Genomic DNA, 15,569 nt, shown 5'->3' on the forward strand with positions numbered 1-15,569 from the left:
TGATTGTGGTAGCGTGTTCGACCGCGACAGAAACGCTGCGGTCAATATTATGCTACGCTGCCTATCACAAAATGCCCTGTGGACGGGCTACCAGGTGTTTACCGGTAATCTGCGACATACAGGTCTGAAGATCGCATCGATCCCCGGACACTCGCAGGAAGCCCCCTGCGCAAGCGGGGGGTAGTTCACTTATGTTAAAATGAGAATAAGGCTAGAATAGACCTTCCCCTCCAGAGGTAATCATTGTCTCTACACCGTCGAGACAATTGATCTAACCAATCATCATGACTCCATGCGGGATAACCATCCCATAAGCACCTGCCATATCATTCCCATAACCCCCATTAAATAGTGATAAAACATCCTTCAAAGGGAAGTGTGTGTTCTATGCAGAAGTATGAGTACAGATGTGTTGCAATTCTTGGTATGGGAGAGAAGACCACGAGGATACTCAATGAGTATGGTCAGCAGGGGTGGGAGCTGGTTGATGTTGTCTGGATCTGGCATTATTTCAAAAGGCCGCTTAAATCCTGAAGATTCAGGATATAGGATTTCATTTTATTGATCAATACTGCTTAAGGCTCAATAAGCCTTCTTTTCCTCATCCCTACCAGCAGAACGGGACCTTGAAGGACAGTATACAGAACATTCTAACCGATACTTCTTTGTGGGCAACCCGCATCCTTCATCCCCCTCTGCAACCAACATCTACCTGACAACCATGGGCGACAACAACCCCCCATCCGAGAAGCCCCTCCTCACCGACCCCCCCTTCTACCTCCCGGAGTTTGAGGAGTCTCACCAGTATATCCTCAATGAGTATGCTGTCGAGCCAAAGGATATCGGGATCTTCATCCCCTGTGCGATGCGGAAACCCTACAGCGCAAGCCCGAGCCACCAGCTGATCAAAATGGTCATCTCACAGGTCTTTTCTGATGATCAGTATCATATCGTCGTCTTTGGAACCTGCGGGATCGTGCCATCCGAACTCGAGGAGATGTACCCCTACGCCCATTACAAGTACATGCTCGGCAAATGCAAAGACCAGAAGGTCCTTGACGACTTTCTCCGGATAGAGACCGACCGGGTCGCCGGGTACCTGGAGAAGACACGCCACCTCTACCGATACCGGATCGCCTACTGCCTCGGGATCTTCCGGGAGGCGTTCATCCGGGGGGCAGAGCAGGCCGGTGTCGAAATCGACCTCATCCTCCCGACAACTGATGTCATCAATCTGATCGTCGAGCAGGGAGACTGTGCCTTCCAGGAAGGCTCCCTCTCGATGGATGAGTACCTCGGGGAGTTCTGTGAAGAGCTGATCAGGTTCCGGAATAGGATATATAGGTGAACAGCATACTTAAAAAAGTAAATATTATTATTATTTTTTATTTATATATTTTATAAATTCTTCACGTGTCAGGCCTGCCTGACGAATGATCGAACGGATTATTCCTGTTCCAAGTTCTTCTCCCTGATGGTCAGGGATGACAATACTTCTTCCATCAGCATGTTTCATAACCACATGGCTACCCTTTTGCCGAATACTAACAAAGCCCTGCTCCTCAAGAATACGGAGAATTTTTTCGGCTTTAGCAGGTCTCAACCTCAATAGCCTGAACCCCCACGAATTCTCTTATCTCATCAGGATCAGGTGTTTCGTTGACTTCCAGATAGAGGGTTATCGCCTCATGCAATCGGTGGAGTAATTCCTCATAGGTCTTTGCCTGGGTGAAACACCCTGGCAGAGAGGGGATAGAGGCATGATAATACCCATCCTCATCTTTTTCAATCAGGCAATTGAATTTCATATAATTTTTCTTCGTTGTATGATGGCAAATAAGTATTGCTCAGTGACAGGCTCCCTCAGACCAACGGCTCTGGCAGCGTCCCGCCGGTCGCCGGAAGTTTGGTTGGCTTGATCAGGACCTGTTCATCAGACTGCCGGATCTTCTCGATCAACAGCTCTTTTCCCCGCTTCGTCATCGCAAAGACCGGAACCGAGACCCCTGCCTGGAGGAGCGCCCTCTCCCCGGCAATCCGCCGAATTGAACCGGATGCACATGCGGTGACAATATCTGATGCGGAAGCGAGCATCTCCGCCTCTGCTTCCGAGAGGCCGGTGACATGGACCCCGATGATCAGGATATCAGGGAACAATCCCCGGATCGTCTCTGCATCATCCGGGAGTGCGACCGTCACCGCGATATGGGCAAACCCCTCCGCAACCGCACGGGCGGCCCCTTCCACCTGGTCCATCGTTGCTCCATTGTGATCGAGGACGATACCGCCCCCCTCCTCGATCCGCTCGATCACCGACGGATACGGAACCGTCCGGACCAGTCCTGACATCCGACCGCCGATCCCCTGCACCATCGATGGTTTCGTTACGATGACCGTCCCGGCACCGTCGCAGGCAAGGACCGCGGCATCAAGGATGCCGGCTTTCATTCCGAAGCTGATGATCTCGGACGCACCAAACCCGACGAACTCACGGTCATCCTCCACCTGCCGGTCAGGGGTGCACATCCCGAATGCCCGGATACGGTGGCGTATATTCTCTGCAATATGCTCTCTGCTCATCTCCGGGATCGGATAGGCGAATCGCTTTGCAAGCGGGCAGTCCCGGATCATCGGCTCGCCGACCTCGATCACCTCACCGTCTCTGACCACAATACGCGCCCGGCCGATAGCCTCGATAATATGTTCATCCTGGTATTCTGTCATCCATCTCCCTCGTGTGGAGTACCATCGCCCTGAGCTCTCATGAACCTGCCCATTACAGAGGTCAGTATCCGGATAAAGGACACCTTGCGTCCTGAACATCTTCTGAGATGGTAAGAAAAATAAATATAATTAAGTGGGAGAAACATCCCATCTCATTCATCATGAGATCGAAGACCGGACTCTCCATCCTGATCGCTGCCCTCTCCCTCTCTCTCTTTTCTGCAGGGTGCATGACCAGTGATGCCCCCTCTCACCAGATCGAGCCCTACATTCTCCCTTCGAATGGAGTTGCCCTCCCTCTTCCCGCCCTCTGGGAGCATATCGTTGAAACGACAGGGATCGACGATCGAACCGCACTCCTTGACCAATGCAGGATCACGCTTGATTCAGGGGGATCGGTCGGGTCGATCCAGATAGACTATTCTGCAGAATCTTCAGGGGGATACTCATTCTATCAGGTCCGGTATCTGCCTGGCGAACTCTCACTATGGTGGACCGATCATGTACAACCCGGCCTCTCAGGGGAACATCCGCTCAGGCTCCTCGGTGGAATACAGGATCTCCCTTTTGATACCATCTCAATGGGTGAGGAGGGTCTCTTCATCCTTGCAGAGAGCCAGTCCGGGAGTCTCCGTTATGATGCAGCCACGAGCGATCTCTTCCTGCTCGAGGAAGGGACGCTCATCCCACTCAAGGAAGCTGTCTTCTCAACGGAGACTCCCTGGTATACCATCCATCTCGAGCAGCGGGATCTCATCGATCGTGTCCTTACCAATGACGGTACTTCAGCAGTGGTTTCTCCGGAACCTGCCGGAATGCGGTCTTCGTTCACCGTCTTTCTCCCTGAAGAACTTGAAAAAGCGGAAGAGTATCTTCTGATGGAAGGATTCTGAGATCCTTCCCATTATCTCCCGCAGACCGGACAATCCGGATTTTTGTCAATTGGAATCGTATCGACCTCGGATCGCATCCCATCCCAGAGGAGGAGGCGATTTGTGAGCAGTTCCCCGGTTCCGAGAAGGTATTTTATCACTTCATTTGCCTGCACCATCCCGATGAAGCCCGCCGTCACCCCGACGACCGGGATCACCTCTTCCGGCGGTGTATGGGGGAAGATGCAGGCGAAACAGGCAGTCTTCCCCGGCACGACCGTTGTTGCCTGGCCATAGAAGCCGCGTATCCCGCCATGGAAGAACGGAATCTCCTCCTTATGCGCAGCCTTGTTCAGAAGGTACCGGGTCGGAAAGTTATCCATCGCATCAACGATCCCGTCTGCTCCCAGAATAAGCTCGCCGATACTCTCCTCGTCCATCCAGCGATCGATGGGGACAACCTCAATATCAGCATTCAGATCCCGCAGCCTCCGGGCAGCCGAATCGGTCTTCCTCTCCCCGACAGAAGAATCTCCATGGAGAATCTGCCGGTTCAGGTTGGTCAGATCGACATCATCATTATCGACGATGATCAGCCTCCCCACTCCGGCGGCAGCAAGATAGAGTGATATCGGCGACCCAAGCCCGCCTGCACCTGCAATGAAGATCGTCGCCTCCTTCAGCCGCTCCTGGCCATCCTCCCCGAAGAGGAGGATCTGGCGTTTGTACCGTTCCAGCTCACCCGTCGTTACCATCAGTATCCCTCTCATCGATCATTGTTCCGGAAGATATATCTGTTCTCCCAAGCACCCGGCAGACCGAACAGATCTCCCCGCTGGCAGTCCCCCCGCACCGGAGGCACCGCTGTATCTCCCCCTGCCTCGGCATCATCCCGACGATATCCCGCACCTGGTCCCGGGAGGAGATCAGCCGCCGCATCGTCCCAGGATACATAAACTCGAGATCAGCGAGGATCTCCCTGACCTCCCCCCGTAGTGCCCCTCCTGCATACGGACATTCCGGGAGATCAACAAACTCCCCCATCATCATCAGGCAGACGGTGATCTCCTTCTCGGAGAGGACCGAAAGCGGCTTGATCCTCGGGATGAAGCACTCCGGGAGACCGCCGGAGGTATCAAGGACCATCCGGGGAAGATCGCCACGCAGGAGGTTCATCAGGACAGACTGCGCCTCATCATCGAGATTATGGCCGGTTGCGATCACTGTTGCATCCGCATCTGCCGCCCCCACCTCAAGCGCCCGCCGCCGGAGCACACCGCAGACAGTGCAGCCCTGCTCAACCCGGTTGGTCAGCAGTGCGTCAAGGTCAGCTCCAAAAAGATCGGAAAATGATAGGACCCGGTGCTCAACCCCGAGGCGTGACGTAAGCTCCGCCGCCGCCTCCATCGTCTCCTCCCGGTATCCCGCGATCCCTTCATCAATCGTGATTGCAACAAGATGCACCCCTTCTGAGGATGCAAGCAGCCGGTGCAGCAGGATCAGCAGGAGCCTGCTGTCCTTGCCCCCCGACAGGCCGACGGCAACACGATCTCCCGGGGCGATCCGCCCTTTAAGAGCATCATCGACCCGCTCCGCACAGTCGGCGAGGAGATGATCGGCACAGAGCCGCCGCTCGGGATCGAAGAGCCGGATGACCGCCGGCCTCTCACAGAGGGAACAGCCGCTACCCGCCATGGGAGACCCGGATGATCCTGAGTTCATCGTCGCCGCCCGCCTCTTCATCCTCAGGAACGATGATGCCGTTTCGGGTGACGATCACCCCGGTCGGGAGAAAACCAAGAGAGATGACGAGATCCTCGATCCGCACCGGATCAGGGGGGAGCACCCGGACGCTCCTGTCAGGGAGTATGACCTGCATTGAAAGAATAGTTGATCAGCATCAATCTTAACCGGACCGGCTCGCGATCAGAATTGTTTATCCATGAAAGAGACATAAGCATCAACAGATGATCAGACAGCAGAAGGAGGCACTCATCATGCTCGGGTGCCCCGAGATCCCGGTCCAGCAGGCTCTCGCCCTCTATGCAGCAGACCGGTTCAATGACGACGGATGGGATCTCACCATCGCCGGAAACGGGGCAGTCCTCAACCTGCTCCGTGTCTCGGATCCCAAGAGGGTCTATACCCGGAAGATGATGGATCTTGAGAAGTGTATCGATGAGCTATCTGCCAAAGAACGGACTCCGGACCTCTGTATGGTCTGCATTCACAATGATGCCGGCCTCTCGTATGCAGCATCCATCCGGTATCTCTTCGAGGGGCGGTTCATCGCCCTCGTCTTTGGACGGGAAGCAGAAGAACTTGCTGCGGAGATCGATTTTCCCTGTGACCCGGTCGTCGATGTCGCAATACATAATCCCGGAAAACTCCGGCGAAAACTGGATGAGGTGATGGGATGGGCTGCGTAGAGGATCTCGGCTATGATATCATCCTCAGGATGGCCTCCTTCAAGGAATGCCGCGAGTATATCCAGAAGAATTTTAAGGACATTTATTATGTCGATCCCGGATTCCGCCTCTTTGAGAAGGCGATGATCGGAGTTCCCCCCATCCCCCTCGCACTTGACGGCGATGCCGTCATCCTCCCGTACACAAAACCCTGCCACGGCACCTTCCTCCTCAGGGTTGTATCGGCAGATGAGGCGGATGTCGTCAGGAAGAAGGCACGGCGGGTACCCTGATCTACCCCTCCGTCCGTTCGGATATCGCCCTAAGGGCCTCCCAGGCGGCATCCTGCACGATATCCTTCTCGTCATCAAGAAGTGTCCGGATCTTCGCGGCAACCGAGGGATCCCCGATCTTTCCGAGTGCCTCTGCCGCCGCTGCCCGGACCTCGCCCCGCTCATCATCAAGCAGGATAATAAGGGTCTGAACTGCACGGGGATCCCGGATCTCACCGAGTGCATGGGCAATTCCTCTTCGGATCCATCGATCCGCACCAGCAAGCCGTTCAATGAGCGGATCGACAGCGGTCAGATCTCCTATTGCACCAAGTGACCTGACCACAACGTGGACAACATCGCTCTCCTCGTCATGGAGCGCCCTGATGAGGGCGGTGACTGCCACCGGATGATGGATCTTCCCCAGTTCCGTTGCTGCCTTGATCCGGTACGGGATGCTCACATGGGTCAGCTGGCTGATGATGATCTGGATACTCCGCTCTTCCCGGAGGATCTTCCTCTGGACTATCTCCATCTCATCATCCTGTCGCATCGTCGCCACCAGTGAACCCTTATCGCCTGAGGTACATGTATCTGTCGATCATCGGCACCCTGATTACCTCTCCGGGTGATCTCTCCTTGGGATGAATCCATCAGAGAACCTCCGTGATGCAACATGGGACTATCTTGGGGAGCGCGAAGCACTCTTTGCCCCTGCCGCAACAAAGAGCAGCGACGCCATCAGAAGGAGGGTCGAAGAGGCACCTGATCTCCGTGCCCCCTACTCCCGCGACAGCGACCGCATCCTCCATTCACGTGCCTATGCACGGTATATCGACAAGACCCAGGTCTTCTCCCTCCTGGAGAACGATCATATCACCCACCGGGTCCTTCATGTCCAGCTCGTCTCAAAGATCGCCCGGACCGTCGGCCGCTCACTCCGGCTGAACGAGGATCTCATCGAGGCGATCGCCCTTGGCCATGACATCGGCCATATCCCGTTTGGGCATTTCGGGGAGTCGTGCCTCGATACCATCTGCAGGCGGGAAGGGATCGGGCGGTTCCGCCACAATATCCAGGGGGTCCGGTTCCTCGACGAGATAGAGGATCTCAACCTGACCCTCCAGGTCCTTGATGGGATCCTCTGCCATGACGGGGAATCCAGGGCAACCAGGCTCGTCCCCCTCCCGATAGATGGGGACGATCCCTTCCTGCAATTCGAAAACAAAATCAATGCAGTCCTTGGAGATCACCCGGCCATCCCCGCCACGCCCGAGGGGTGCGTCGTCCGGTTCTCTGATACCATCGCCTATATCGCCCGGGATCTCCGGGATGCAGCCGAAGTCGGTCTCATCGATGGCTTCTCCGATCTGCCGGAAGAGATCAGGGACGAGCTCGGCGACACCGAACGGGATATCATCAATACCCTGACAATCGATCTGATGGAGACGAGCCGGACCGGAGAGGAGTGCCTCATCGGCTTCTCCGATGATATCGGATCTGCCTTAAACGGCCTGAAGACCTTCAACTACAGGCATATCTATGAGCATGAGATGACACGAGGCCAGGATGCAATCATTTTGAAGATGTTTCAGACCGTCTATGACGCACTGAAAGAGGATCTTGAAGAGGACCGGGCAGGCTCCCGCATCTTCACCGACTATCTCGATACCCCCTGGCTCTCCGAATACTACAAAAATGAGATATCCTCTGCCGGTGCAGTCCGGGACTTCATCGCAGGGATGACGGATCGGTACTTTGAGCGGGTTTATACCGAACTCGTCCTCCCCCGGAAATTCGAGTCCTACCGGCTCTTCAGATAGGCGGCGGTATATTTAATGAGCGAGTACATCCCGTCTGATGTCGGGTGCACCTCGATGAGGCGGCTGAGATCGCCGACCGTCTCCCCCTCTTGTGCAAGGTAGGCGAGATACATCGCCATCACGCCGGCGACCGGCGAGGCTTCCGCAAATCCGAGGATCCTGCCGTCATCTGCATTCACCCTGATAGAGGCAACCCCGGTCTTCCGGTCCGGCACCGACCAGAAGGTACCGGGCCCGGCAGGTCCGGGGAAGTGGATACTGGTCCCCCCCTCCTCCCCGGAGTCATACCAGGTGTATTCATACCCGAGGCTCATCGAGCGGGGGGCATGGGTTATATCAGGAGATGATGCGCCGCCACCTGAGGCTGCCGTCCCCCGGAGCCGTGCAATCGGGGTGAGGCAGGGCTCGCCGATGATATCTCCACAGGCAAAGATGCCCGGAACGCTCGTCTCAAACCTCTCATCGACCAGGATCTCGCCCAGCGGTCCCTTCGCCACCCCTTCGATCATTGCCGTGTTGGGGGAGAGTCCTGCGGCTATCAGAACGCAATCGACGGCAAGCGTACTTCCGTTATACGAGATGCCGGTGACCCCGTCATCCCCGGTGATCGCTGTGATCGCTGAAAATTCATGGAGTGTGATCCTATTGAGTTCTTTCATCGCCTCTTTGCGGAGACGGTCCGGTATCTGGTGGAGAAGAGAACTTCTGCTGAGGATGTGGGTCTCACACCCGAATGCCGAGAAGATATAGCCAAACTCAGCCGCCATCACCCCGCCCCCGATGATGGCGATCTTCCCGGGCAGTTCTTTCATCTCTTTGAGGGTATGAGGAGTGTAGACGCCCCTGAGGGTAATGCCCGGAATATCAGGGATGGCCGGCCTTGATCCGGTTGCGATGATGAGCCGGTCAAACGCCGTCTCCTCGCCGTTGATGTAGGCCTTGCCCCCCCTGACGGCCCCTTCTCCACCATGGATGATCCTGACACCCGCTTCCCTGGTCTCCTCCTCAAGAATACCTGCGATCTTCCCCTGAATTGCTGAGAGACCGTCCATAACCTTCCTGAAGTTGACGGTGGGAGCCCCGTTCGTCAGCCCCAGCGAAGCCGCCTGTTCCGCAGACCTGATCATCCGGGCAATATCATTCAGTCCACAGATCTGCATGCAGCCGTCATGGAGACACTGGCCGCCGAGGCTCCTCCGCTCAACAAGGGTCACCTCCCCCCCTGACCGTGCCGCCTGGATCGCAGCCATCCTGCCGGCGGGACCTCCACCAAGAACCAGTATCACAGAGCATCACTCCTAGAGGAGCTCGACCCCTTCGTCCATCGGTTCGGAGAGGATCTCTCCGGTGAATGCGTTCACCTCGACGATATGCTTCCCGCGGATCTGCCAGATCGGGATATAGGTGAGCTGAATCGTCCGTTCAATCTGGTCGCGCGGTGGCCTGAAGGTCTTCTCTTCCGAGAAGATTGCATCCCCGCTCTCCGTCTTGATCCTGACCCTCTTTGAGAGCGCTCCGATTAAGTGCGTCAGGATCTTCTCCTCTGCCTCTTTCTGAAGGATGGATGGTCTGACCATCTCGGCATCGTCGGGGATCGCCATCTCGCTGATCGCCTCGGACTCGAGATCCTGGGGAAGGCCATTGACCGCGCTGATGGCCCCGGTTCCGTTTGCATCAAAGGTGATATGTTTTCCTTTGTACGAGGCGTCACCTTTGCATGCGTAATCATAGACCCAGATCGGGATCAGGCGGAGGCGTGCAGGATTGTTCTGGCCGGATATTCTCATCGCCTCGTCTGCAGTCACCCGGATTGGAAGCGCCCTGATCCGTCCGGGAGGTGGGGCATGGCCTGCATGATGTGGTTTCATTCCTTCCCTGCCGGGTGCCTTCTTCCAGGAGATGGTGAGTCTCTCCCCCGAAACCCGTGCGACCGCCGCTTCTCCGGCATACCGTGCAAGATCCCGGTTCTGCCAGAGAACTCCCTCCTCCGGGTGTATCTCAGGATTGTTGCTGAAGATCAGCTTCTTACAGGGGATCTTTTCACCGTCATCATCAAGATTATATTGTGTATGATCAAACCGCCGGGCGATGGCCGGATCATTGGTGCATAGGGTGAGAATACACTCCCTTCCTGCAAGTGCGGAGAAGTCGAAGGGTTCCCCCTCTTCTTCAATATCATATCCAGCGGTCTCAAGGATCCGGCGGATCTCATGGACAGCACGCCTCCTCACTGAATCATCCATACCCATTAGAGTGTCTCCGTCAAGAACAATATTTCGATTCCCGTCACCAGGTACGAAGGGTTTTATTCAACGGGAATCGATTTATATGTCATGGTATCCCCTCTGAAGTTCATACACCACGCCATTGATGAGTTCTCTATGCAGGTGACATATGACCCGCTTGAAAATGAGGGTGCCATCGTCTATAACCTCTTTCTTGTTCCCGTCGATGAACGTGAATATGTTATTAAAACACTGAAGAGGGTCTCTGCTGCCGGGATAACGGTCAGTGACATGGTCCGGTTCGTCGAGCCCGGCGACTCAATCCATGGGCATACCATCCCTCCGGGGATGCTTGGCATCTGCACCGTCTGCAGCATCACCCTGGATGGTATCTTTCTCAGGCGTGGCATTCCGGTTAACCTGATCGGCGGCGGTATCATTGAAATTCTTGAAAACCTTCCCCGGCGGTTTACCCATATGATCCTCTATGAGTCAACGACGATCGATCCCCTGCAGGTGCTTGCATCCCAGGATATCACCTCGGTGAATCATGTGATGAAGGATGGGAACGGCCGTATCCTCGGGAATATCAGGGAGTGCCATATGGAGGCTGAGAATCTTTTAAACTCGGTCCTCGACGATCTCACCACTGGCCACATATCCGGTGTTCTCGAGATGGGGATGCCCAATACCCCTCTTCTTGGCGTCTCCGTCAGCCCGCAGTATCTTGGTGTCGTCGCAATAGGGGGGACGAACCCGTTTGCCGTGATGAAAGAGGAGGGCCACTCCATCACAACACGGGCGATGAAGGGGCTGATGGATATCAGGGAGATGGATCCCATCTCCTTCTTCTGATATCAGGAGAGCCTGGTTGCGACCTCGTGATTGATGAAGTTCCAGTACCGGGAGAAGAACTCGATAAATCCGGGGGACCCTGAGATGAGTGCGGTGACATCCTCTTCAGATGTTCCCATGACCATGATCACATACCTCCGATCAACGATACAGATGCCGGCGATAAACCCCTGAATCGCAGGATTTTTATCCTCCTCACCGATATCGAAGAGGCCGATATGCATATTCCGTGCAATCTCCCCGTCCCACCGCTCGGTGATGATATCAAGGGAGATATCCTCACGTTCACCGACCGCTTTGAGGAGCTTTTTTACACCCGGAATAGCGATGAAGGTCTTTGTCGCAAAGACCTCGACCTTCTCCTCGATCGACGGGATGATCTCGCGGACTTTTGAGATGATATTCTCACTCCCATAGACCGTCCAGATCAACTCCTGCTTCACATCAGAAGACTGGTTTCTCCGGCTGTAGATATCTTCCATCTCGGCTCTCGCCGAATCAGCCTGATCCTCGATTGCTGCCATCAGGTTTGCAACCGCCTCTCCCGGCGGCACGGCCCGGTATCTGCGGGGGCTGGTATGGGCGATATCGACCATCTTCCTGCCGATCAGCTTCTCGATCACCGGGTAGACCGATGCCCTCGGCACCCCGGAGAGTTCATGGATCTCTGTTGCGGTTGCCCCGTCCCGATAGAGGAGCCCGATATAGACGAGGGCTTCATATCGTGTCAGCCCAAGTCCGCGGAGATGATCGATGAGATGTGCTGTATCATCTGAGGGTTCTGCCATAGCCTATGGTTTTATATCTGTATGGGATAAATGTTGTTATAATCATGACAACAAAAAGTGAAAAACCGGGAGGTACGATTGTGGCACTCCTTGCCATAGCCGTTATCACCTCGTCTCTGCTGGCAGCTCCGGTGATGGCAATGGGTGTCAAATTCATCAGCGGGCCGCCGGTTATCTCTGCATCGGTCCTTGGAGTAAATGAATTTTCTCCAGGCGACGAGGTTCCGCTTACGATCGTCATCGAGAATACCGGCAAGATCGATCTCAAGATTCTCAGGTCTGATCTCATCTCCCGGGATGAGCTGACAACGACGGCATACCGGGTCTCGGCAGACCTCGCTCCCGGGGAGGCCCCGTTGACAGTGAAGACTGATACGCAGCGTATCGGCGATATTCATGGGGGTACTGCAAAGACGGTGACCTACACCGTAAAGATCGATCAATATGCGGTGGCAGGCAGCTACATGATGGATCTTGATCTCGTCTATGATGAGCTGACCAATGTCGAACAGTATGGATCTGATGCTCTCCGGTATTTCTGGCAGAATGATCGGAGAAAGACGGTGCAGGTCCCGATCAGGATCCGCTCAGAAGCCATCCTCGAGGTCCCGGCCATCTCGATTGATGAGGTGAATGTCGGGACGGAAGGATACCTGACGCTCTCACTGAAAAATGCCGGTTCGGTCGATGCAACCAGCGCAGTCGCAAAGATTGTACGTTCAGGAACCTCTCCCATCATTCCGACCGATGCTGCGGTCTATATCGGCGATTTCCCATCAGGAGAGATTATTGACTGCCGGTTCAAAGTCTCGGTCTCCCGCGATGCCGAGGCCGCAACATACCCCCTCCAGGTCTACCTCGAGTATGAGGATGATGAGGGGACAGTACGCTCCACTGAGCGGCGGACTGTTGGTATTCCTGTCGGAGGGAAGGTAGATCTTGTTGTCACCCAGGTCAGGGCTGATCTCTCCCCCGGTGATCGGAATATCATTGAGGTCACCTATATGAATGTGGGGGATACCACCGCATACCGCGCCCAGTCCCGGATAAGTGCGGTTGATCCCTTCACAAGCTCGGATGATACCGCATACCTTGGTGATATCGGTCCGGGCGAATCGGCTGTCGCACGATACAGCGTCACTGTTGATCGTGGTGCAACGGTGAAGGCATATGGCCTCGATACCGAGATCCGGTACCGTGATGCCCTTGATAATACCGTTATATCTGATACGATGAAGGCTGAGGTGATGCTCAGTGAGCGGAAAGGGGTTACTGCATACGCCACAAGCCCGGTTCTCCTTCTCGCAGTCGCCGCTCTTCTGATCGGTGCCGGCTATTATATATTCAGCAGGCAAAAGAAGAAGTGATGGATATTTGGAAGGGAGTACTGCCTGAGCCGGAGGTCAGGACGGTTGAGGATATGCGGGAGGTTCTCGCATATCCCGCCTGCGAGCAGCAGGGTCCGCTGTACTATATGTACCGGGATCTGGCACTGACCGATGACGACCATGCCATACTCAGAGAGGGAGGTATCCGCTACGATATCACCGTCATCACGCCGGGATCGGTCTGTGGCGAATTTATCAAGACGAAAGGCCATTACCATCCCGAGAGTCCGGGCGGGCTTTCGTATCCTGAGGTATATGAGGTCCTCTCCGGGAAGGCCCACTTCCTTCTTCAGTCACAGGATCTCACTGATGTGGTCCTCCATCCCGCAACAACAGGTGATAAAATCCTGATCCCGCCAGGGTTTGGGCATGTGACGATCAATCCCGGAGAAGACCCGCTGGTGATGGCAAATATTGTCTCACGAAACTTTGAGAGTGACTATGCTTTTTTCAGGGCATACCGCGGTGCAGCATATTATGAGACTGATGATGGCCAGTTCCGGAAAAATCCCCTCTACACACGGGTTGCGGACCTCCGTTTCCATGAAGCGGTGGATCACCCGGAGGTTGGTGTGGTGCGTGAGGTCCCGCTCTACGATCTCATCAGGGATCCGCTCATCGCGGATCTCATGAACTCCCCCGAAGCCTTCACCCATATCTGGGAGAACTGCCTGCGAGGCTGATCGCGGGCATCCTCTTGTGGACACTCCTCTTCACCATATCGAGTACTTTCTCCTGGATCTCATCTTCGGCCTTCCAGCCGTTCGCTTCGAGGAGTGCAAGGGTGGCATCAAGGACCGGATAGGTAATTCCAAGCTCTTTTTCATCGCTCTGGCCTTCCCAGAGGCCTGCCGAGGGTACTTTCTTCATGATGGTCCCAGGTATCCGAAGCTCTTCACCGAGGAGATAGACATCCTGTTTGGAGAGATGGAGGATCGGCTGGAGATCTGCTGCATTATCTCCCCATTTGGTGCAGTATCCGATGAGATACTCGGTCCTGTTTGAGGTTCCGATGACGAGCCGGTTGCTCAGGTTTGCGTGGTAGTAGAGGATCGCCATCCGGGTCCGTGCCATCAGGTTGCCGACGAGGGGGGGGTCCTCAACGAACCCGTCCATCCGGCGGTATGCCCCGATGATCCCATCGATAGGGATGATCCCAAGATCGATGGAGAGATCCCGGCAGAGCCTTCTGACATCCTCTTCATCTGCCGAGGGTGTCGTTGCCGACGGGAGAAAGAAGGCAGAGACCCGTTCGCTCCCAAGGGAGCCACAGGCGAGGGCCGCCACCACCGCAGAGTCGATCCCCCCCGATACCCCGACGACGACCCCTTCTGCCCCCGCCGACCAGATCGCCTGGCGGATGAGGTTCTCTATCCGGGTCTTTTCACAGCCGATATCACACTGCATGATGATCAGGGGTTTGTTCTCCTCTGTTACTATTCTTTGGGATCTCTGGCAGCCCCCCTGATCTGCCCGCCAAGATTGGTAACTGCATACAGGGTGGATGGGTGGCGATCGGTATAGTCTCTGAGTATGCTCCTGATGCTCCCTGCCAGATCCTCGATATCAGGTTCATCGGGGAATATCTCATCATGATGAAGGCTGGCATAGAGGCGCACCTCCTCCTCCCTGATCAGGAGAAACGGGGATATCCATCGGATCAGTCCGAATTCATCAGAATGGGTGAGTGGTGCGATCTCTCCGGAGACGAAGGCTTTCATGACCCGTGCAGCCTCTTCATCGAGGGTCTCTCCGGTGACGACAGCGGTACATCCTTCTGCAAGCGATCGGATATCCTCCCTCAGATGCCTGGATGGATCACGGCGGCCGATAGAGATCTCAAGACCGCCAGCCAGTCGTTGTACTCTCTCTGTTGCATCTGCATCCCCTTCATCGATATGGAGGGCGGTTATGCTGAGGTCCCGCCGCTCCCCGGTCAGTTTCAGGAGGAGCGTGAGGGCGGCGGCGGATGCTGCCCCCCCGCTGATGGCTACCCCGATCCGGTCATTCGGCCGGAGCCACCGGTTCTTGCGGATATCCCGTTTCGCCTTCCCCTCCAGGTCGCGGATGAAATGCTCCCGGCAGAGGTGAAGGCCTGAGTACCGCTGGCTGATGATCGCCGGATGATGGCACTTTGTACATGTGACCCTCTCTGATGGTCTATTGGTCATTCCTCTTCACCAATCCTGGTAGAAAACTGTATCTCATCATCTG

At 55.4% G+C, this 15,569-nt stretch carries 21 protein-coding genes; 9 read left to right on the forward strand and 12 right to left on the reverse strand.

Annotated features, from left to right (window positions below):
* Positions 1 to 387: 387 nt before the first annotated feature.
* Both J2T58_RS10315 and J2T58_RS10320 read left to right on the forward strand, forming a co-directional pair.
* The gene (locus tag J2T58_RS10315; RefSeq protein ID WP_211530449.1) at positions 388 to 534 is read left to right on the forward strand and encodes a DUF4177 domain-containing protein; all 147 of its coding nucleotides are present in this window, start codon (positions 388 to 390) and stop codon (positions 532 to 534) included.
* A 187-nt stretch (positions 535 to 721) separates the two neighbouring features.
* Positions 722 to 1,348, forward strand: a complete 627-nt coding sequence (locus J2T58_RS10320) for a DUF5591 domain-containing protein (RefSeq protein WP_253489749.1) — start codon at positions 722 to 724, stop codon at positions 1,346 to 1,348.
* A gap of 30 nt (positions 1,349 to 1,378) precedes the next feature.
* Here J2T58_RS10320 and J2T58_RS10325 read toward each other — a convergent pair whose 3' ends face one another.
* The 3 genes from J2T58_RS10325 to J2T58_RS10335 are packed head-to-tail and all read right to left on the reverse strand — an operon-like array spanning position 1,379 to position 2,724.
* Complete coding sequence (locus J2T58_RS10325) at positions 1,379 to 1,603, reverse strand: type II toxin-antitoxin system HicA family toxin (RefSeq protein ID WP_253489674.1); 225 nt, start codon at positions 1,601 to 1,603, stop codon at positions 1,379 to 1,381.
* The gene (locus tag J2T58_RS10330; RefSeq protein WP_253489676.1) at positions 1,590 to 1,808 is read right to left on the reverse strand and encodes a type II toxin-antitoxin system HicB family antitoxin; all 219 of its coding nucleotides are present in this window, start codon (positions 1,806 to 1,808) and stop codon (positions 1,590 to 1,592) included. Before J2T58_RS10330 ends, J2T58_RS10325 begins: the two co-directional genes overlap by 14 nt.
* 55 nt (positions 1,809 to 1,863) lie before the next feature.
* Positions 1,864 to 2,724, reverse strand: coding sequence for a methanogenesis marker 8 protein (locus J2T58_RS10335; RefSeq protein ID WP_253489678.1), 861 nt, complete (start codon positions 2,722 to 2,724; stop codon positions 1,864 to 1,866).
* A 161-nt stretch (positions 2,725 to 2,885) separates the two neighbouring features.
* On the opposite strand from J2T58_RS10335, the gene J2T58_RS10340 reads away from it, so the two are divergent.
* Positions 2,886 to 3,617 carry a hypothetical protein gene (locus tag J2T58_RS10340; RefSeq protein ID WP_253489681.1) on the forward strand — a complete coding sequence of 244 codons (732 nt, stop codon included), beginning with the start codon at positions 2,886 to 2,888 and terminating at the stop codon, positions 3,615 to 3,617.
* A gap of 11 nt (positions 3,618 to 3,628) precedes the next feature.
* Here the strand turns inward: J2T58_RS10340 and J2T58_RS10345 are convergent, their stop codons facing one another.
* The 3 genes from J2T58_RS10345 to J2T58_RS10355 are packed head-to-tail and all read right to left on the reverse strand — an operon-like array spanning position 3,629 to position 5,475.
* Positions 3,629 to 4,351: a HesA/MoeB/ThiF family protein gene (locus tag J2T58_RS10345; protein ID WP_253489684.1), complete on the reverse strand. Its 723-nt coding sequence runs from the start codon at positions 4,349 to 4,351 to the stop codon at positions 3,629 to 3,631.
* Positions 4,335 to 5,339 (reverse strand): TIGR00269 family protein, encoded by a 1,005-nt coding sequence (locus tag J2T58_RS10350; RefSeq protein WP_253489687.1) that lies wholly within the window; start codon positions 5,337 to 5,339, stop codon positions 4,335 to 4,337. The genes J2T58_RS10345 and J2T58_RS10350 overlap by 17 nt, the downstream gene beginning before the upstream one ends.
* Positions 5,281 to 5,475 carry a MoaD/ThiS family protein gene (locus tag J2T58_RS10355; RefSeq protein ID WP_253489690.1) on the reverse strand — a complete coding sequence of 65 codons (195 nt, stop codon included), beginning with the start codon at positions 5,473 to 5,475 and terminating at the stop codon, positions 5,281 to 5,283. The genes J2T58_RS10350 and J2T58_RS10355 overlap by 59 nt, the downstream gene beginning before the upstream one ends.
* A gap of 88 nt (positions 5,476 to 5,563) precedes the next feature.
* On the opposite strand from J2T58_RS10355, the gene J2T58_RS10360 reads away from it, so the two are divergent.
* Both J2T58_RS10360 and J2T58_RS10365 read left to right on the forward strand, forming a co-directional pair.
* Entirely contained in the window at positions 5,564 to 6,025 is a 462-nt protein-coding gene (locus J2T58_RS10360) for a DUF1890 domain-containing protein (RefSeq protein ID WP_253489693.1), read from the forward strand.
* Positions 6,013 to 6,297, forward strand: coding sequence for a DUF1894 domain-containing protein (locus tag J2T58_RS10365; RefSeq protein WP_253489696.1), 285 nt, complete (start codon positions 6,013 to 6,015; stop codon positions 6,295 to 6,297). The genes J2T58_RS10360 and J2T58_RS10365 overlap by 13 nt, the downstream gene beginning before the upstream one ends.
* Position 6,298: 1 nt before the next feature.
* Here J2T58_RS10365 and J2T58_RS10370 read toward each other — a convergent pair whose 3' ends face one another.
* On the reverse strand, positions 6,299 to 6,829 hold the full coding sequence (locus J2T58_RS10370; RefSeq protein WP_253489699.1) for a HEAT repeat domain-containing protein: 531 nt from the start codon (positions 6,827 to 6,829) through the stop codon (positions 6,299 to 6,301).
* A gap of 91 nt (positions 6,830 to 6,920) precedes the next feature.
* Here J2T58_RS10370 and J2T58_RS10375 point away from each other — a divergent pair, with 91 nt between their 5' ends.
* The gene (locus J2T58_RS10375; protein ID WP_253489701.1) at positions 6,921 to 8,099 is read left to right on the forward strand and encodes a deoxyguanosinetriphosphate triphosphohydrolase family protein; all 1,179 of its coding nucleotides are present in this window, start codon (positions 6,921 to 6,923) and stop codon (positions 8,097 to 8,099) included.
* Here J2T58_RS10375 and J2T58_RS10380 read toward each other — a convergent pair.
* Both J2T58_RS10380 and J2T58_RS10385 read right to left on the reverse strand, forming a co-directional pair.
* Positions 8,081 to 9,385, reverse strand: coding sequence for an FAD-dependent oxidoreductase (locus tag J2T58_RS10380; RefSeq protein ID WP_253489703.1), 1,305 nt, complete (start codon positions 9,383 to 9,385; stop codon positions 8,081 to 8,083). The genes J2T58_RS10375 and J2T58_RS10380 overlap by 19 nt on opposite strands.
* 12 nt (positions 9,386 to 9,397) lie before the next feature.
* Complete coding sequence (locus J2T58_RS10385; RefSeq protein WP_253489708.1) at positions 9,398 to 10,342, reverse strand: hypothetical protein; 945 nt, start codon at positions 10,340 to 10,342, stop codon at positions 9,398 to 9,400.
* Between the two features lie 90 nt (positions 10,343 to 10,432).
* Here J2T58_RS10385 and J2T58_RS10390 point away from each other — a divergent pair, with 90 nt between their 5' ends.
* Positions 10,433 to 11,179: a DUF128 domain-containing protein gene (locus J2T58_RS10390; RefSeq protein WP_301287542.1), complete on the forward strand. Its 747-nt coding sequence runs from the start codon at positions 10,433 to 10,435 to the stop codon at positions 11,177 to 11,179.
* A 2-nt stretch (positions 11,180 to 11,181) separates the two neighbouring features.
* Here J2T58_RS10390 and J2T58_RS10395 read toward each other — a convergent pair whose 3' ends face one another.
* Positions 11,182 to 11,967, reverse strand: a complete 786-nt coding sequence (locus tag J2T58_RS10395; protein ID WP_253489711.1) for a TrmB family transcriptional regulator — start codon at positions 11,965 to 11,967, stop codon at positions 11,182 to 11,184.
* A gap of 44 nt (positions 11,968 to 12,011) precedes the next feature.
* On the opposite strand from J2T58_RS10395, the gene J2T58_RS10400 reads away from it, so the two are divergent.
* Positions 12,012 to 13,334, forward strand: a complete 1,323-nt coding sequence (locus J2T58_RS10400; RefSeq protein ID WP_253489713.1) for a COG1361 S-layer family protein — start codon at positions 12,012 to 12,014, stop codon at positions 13,332 to 13,334.
* Positions 13,334 to 14,038 (forward strand): glucose-6-phosphate isomerase family protein, encoded by a 705-nt coding sequence (locus tag J2T58_RS10405; protein ID WP_253489715.1) that lies wholly within the window; start codon positions 13,334 to 13,336, stop codon positions 14,036 to 14,038. Before J2T58_RS10400 ends, J2T58_RS10405 begins: the two co-directional genes overlap by 1 nt.
* On the opposite strand, the gene J2T58_RS10410 is transcribed toward J2T58_RS10405, so the two are convergent.
* Together J2T58_RS10410 and J2T58_RS10415 are read right to left on the reverse strand one after the other, a co-directional pair.
* Positions 14,004 to 14,762, reverse strand: coding sequence for an NAD+ synthase (locus J2T58_RS10410; protein ID WP_253489717.1), 759 nt, complete (start codon positions 14,760 to 14,762; stop codon positions 14,004 to 14,006). The two genes, J2T58_RS10405 and J2T58_RS10410, sit on opposite strands and share 35 nt — an antisense overlap.
* A gap of 29 nt (positions 14,763 to 14,791) precedes the next feature.
* Positions 14,792 to 15,526 (reverse strand): adenine nucleotide alpha hydrolase family protein, encoded by a 735-nt coding sequence (locus J2T58_RS10415; protein ID WP_253489719.1) that lies wholly within the window; start codon positions 15,524 to 15,526, stop codon positions 14,792 to 14,794.
* Positions 15,527 to 15,569: the final 43 nt, after the last annotated feature.

Origin of the sequence: Methanocalculus alkaliphilus (genome assembly GCF_024170505.1) — an archaeon.
Taxonomy (GTDB): Archaea; Halobacteriota; Methanomicrobia; order Methanomicrobiales; family Methanocorpusculaceae; genus Methanocalculus; species Methanocalculus alkaliphilus.

Bases quoted from the DNA above. Each gene is read 5' to 3' on its own strand.
- J2T58_RS10330 (WP_253489676.1), bottom strand. From the start codon at position 1,808: ATGAAATTCAATTGCCTGATTGAAAAAGATGAGGATGGGTATTATCAT.
- J2T58_RS10320 (WP_253489749.1), top strand. From the start codon at position 722: ATGGGCGACAACAACCCCCCATCCGAGAAGCCCCTCCTCACCGACCCC.
- J2T58_RS10355 (WP_253489690.1), bottom strand. From the start codon at position 5,475: ATGCAGGTCATACTCCCTGACAGGAGCGTCCGGGTGCTCCCCCCTGAT.
- J2T58_RS10405 (WP_253489715.1), top strand. From the start codon at position 13,334: ATGGATATTTGGAAGGGAGTACTGCCTGAGCCGGAGGTCAGGACGGTT.
- J2T58_RS10375 (WP_253489701.1), top strand. From the start codon at position 6,921: ATGAATCCATCAGAGAACCTCCGTGATGCAACATGGGACTATCTTGGG.
- J2T58_RS10365 (WP_253489696.1), top strand. From the start codon at position 6,013: ATGGGCTGCGTAGAGGATCTCGGCTATGATATCATCCTCAGGATGGCC.
- J2T58_RS10410 (WP_253489717.1), bottom strand. From the start codon at position 14,762: ATGCAGTGTGATATCGGCTGTGAAAAGACCCGGATAGAGAACCTCATC.
- J2T58_RS10360 (WP_253489693.1), top strand. From the start codon at position 5,564: ATGATCAGACAGCAGAAGGAGGCACTCATCATGCTCGGGTGCCCCGAG.
- J2T58_RS10395 (WP_253489711.1), bottom strand. From the start codon at position 11,967: ATGGCAGAACCCTCAGATGATACAGCACATCTCATCGATCATCTCCGC.
- J2T58_RS10345 (WP_253489684.1), bottom strand. From the start codon at position 4,351: ATGGTAACGACGGGTGAGCTGGAACGGTACAAACGCCAGATCCTCCTC.
- J2T58_RS10390 (WP_301287542.1), top strand. From the start codon at position 10,433: ATGGTATCCCCTCTGAAGTTCATACACCACGCCATTGATGAGTTCTCT.
- J2T58_RS10400 (WP_253489713.1), top strand. From the start codon at position 12,012: ATGACAACAAAAAGTGAAAAACCGGGAGGTACGATTGTGGCACTCCTT.
- J2T58_RS10385 (WP_253489708.1), bottom strand. From the start codon at position 10,342: ATGGATGATTCAGTGAGGAGGCGTGCTGTCCATGAGATCCGCCGGATC.
- J2T58_RS10315 (WP_211530449.1), top strand. From the start codon at position 388: ATGCAGAAGTATGAGTACAGATGTGTTGCAATTCTTGGTATGGGAGAG.
- J2T58_RS10335 (WP_253489678.1), bottom strand. From the start codon at position 2,724: ATGACAGAATACCAGGATGAACATATTATCGAGGCTATCGGCCGGGCG.
- J2T58_RS10350 (WP_253489687.1), bottom strand. From the start codon at position 5,339: ATGAAGAGGCGGGCGGCGACGATGAACTCAGGATCATCCGGGTCTCCC.
- J2T58_RS10340 (WP_253489681.1), top strand. From the start codon at position 2,886: ATGAGATCGAAGACCGGACTCTCCATCCTGATCGCTGCCCTCTCCCTC.
- J2T58_RS10370 (WP_253489699.1), bottom strand. From the start codon at position 6,829: ATGCGACAGGATGATGAGATGGAGATAGTCCAGAGGAAGATCCTCCGG.
- J2T58_RS10415 (WP_253489719.1), bottom strand. From the start codon at position 15,526: ATGACCAATAGACCATCAGAGAGGGTCACATGTACAAAGTGCCATCAT.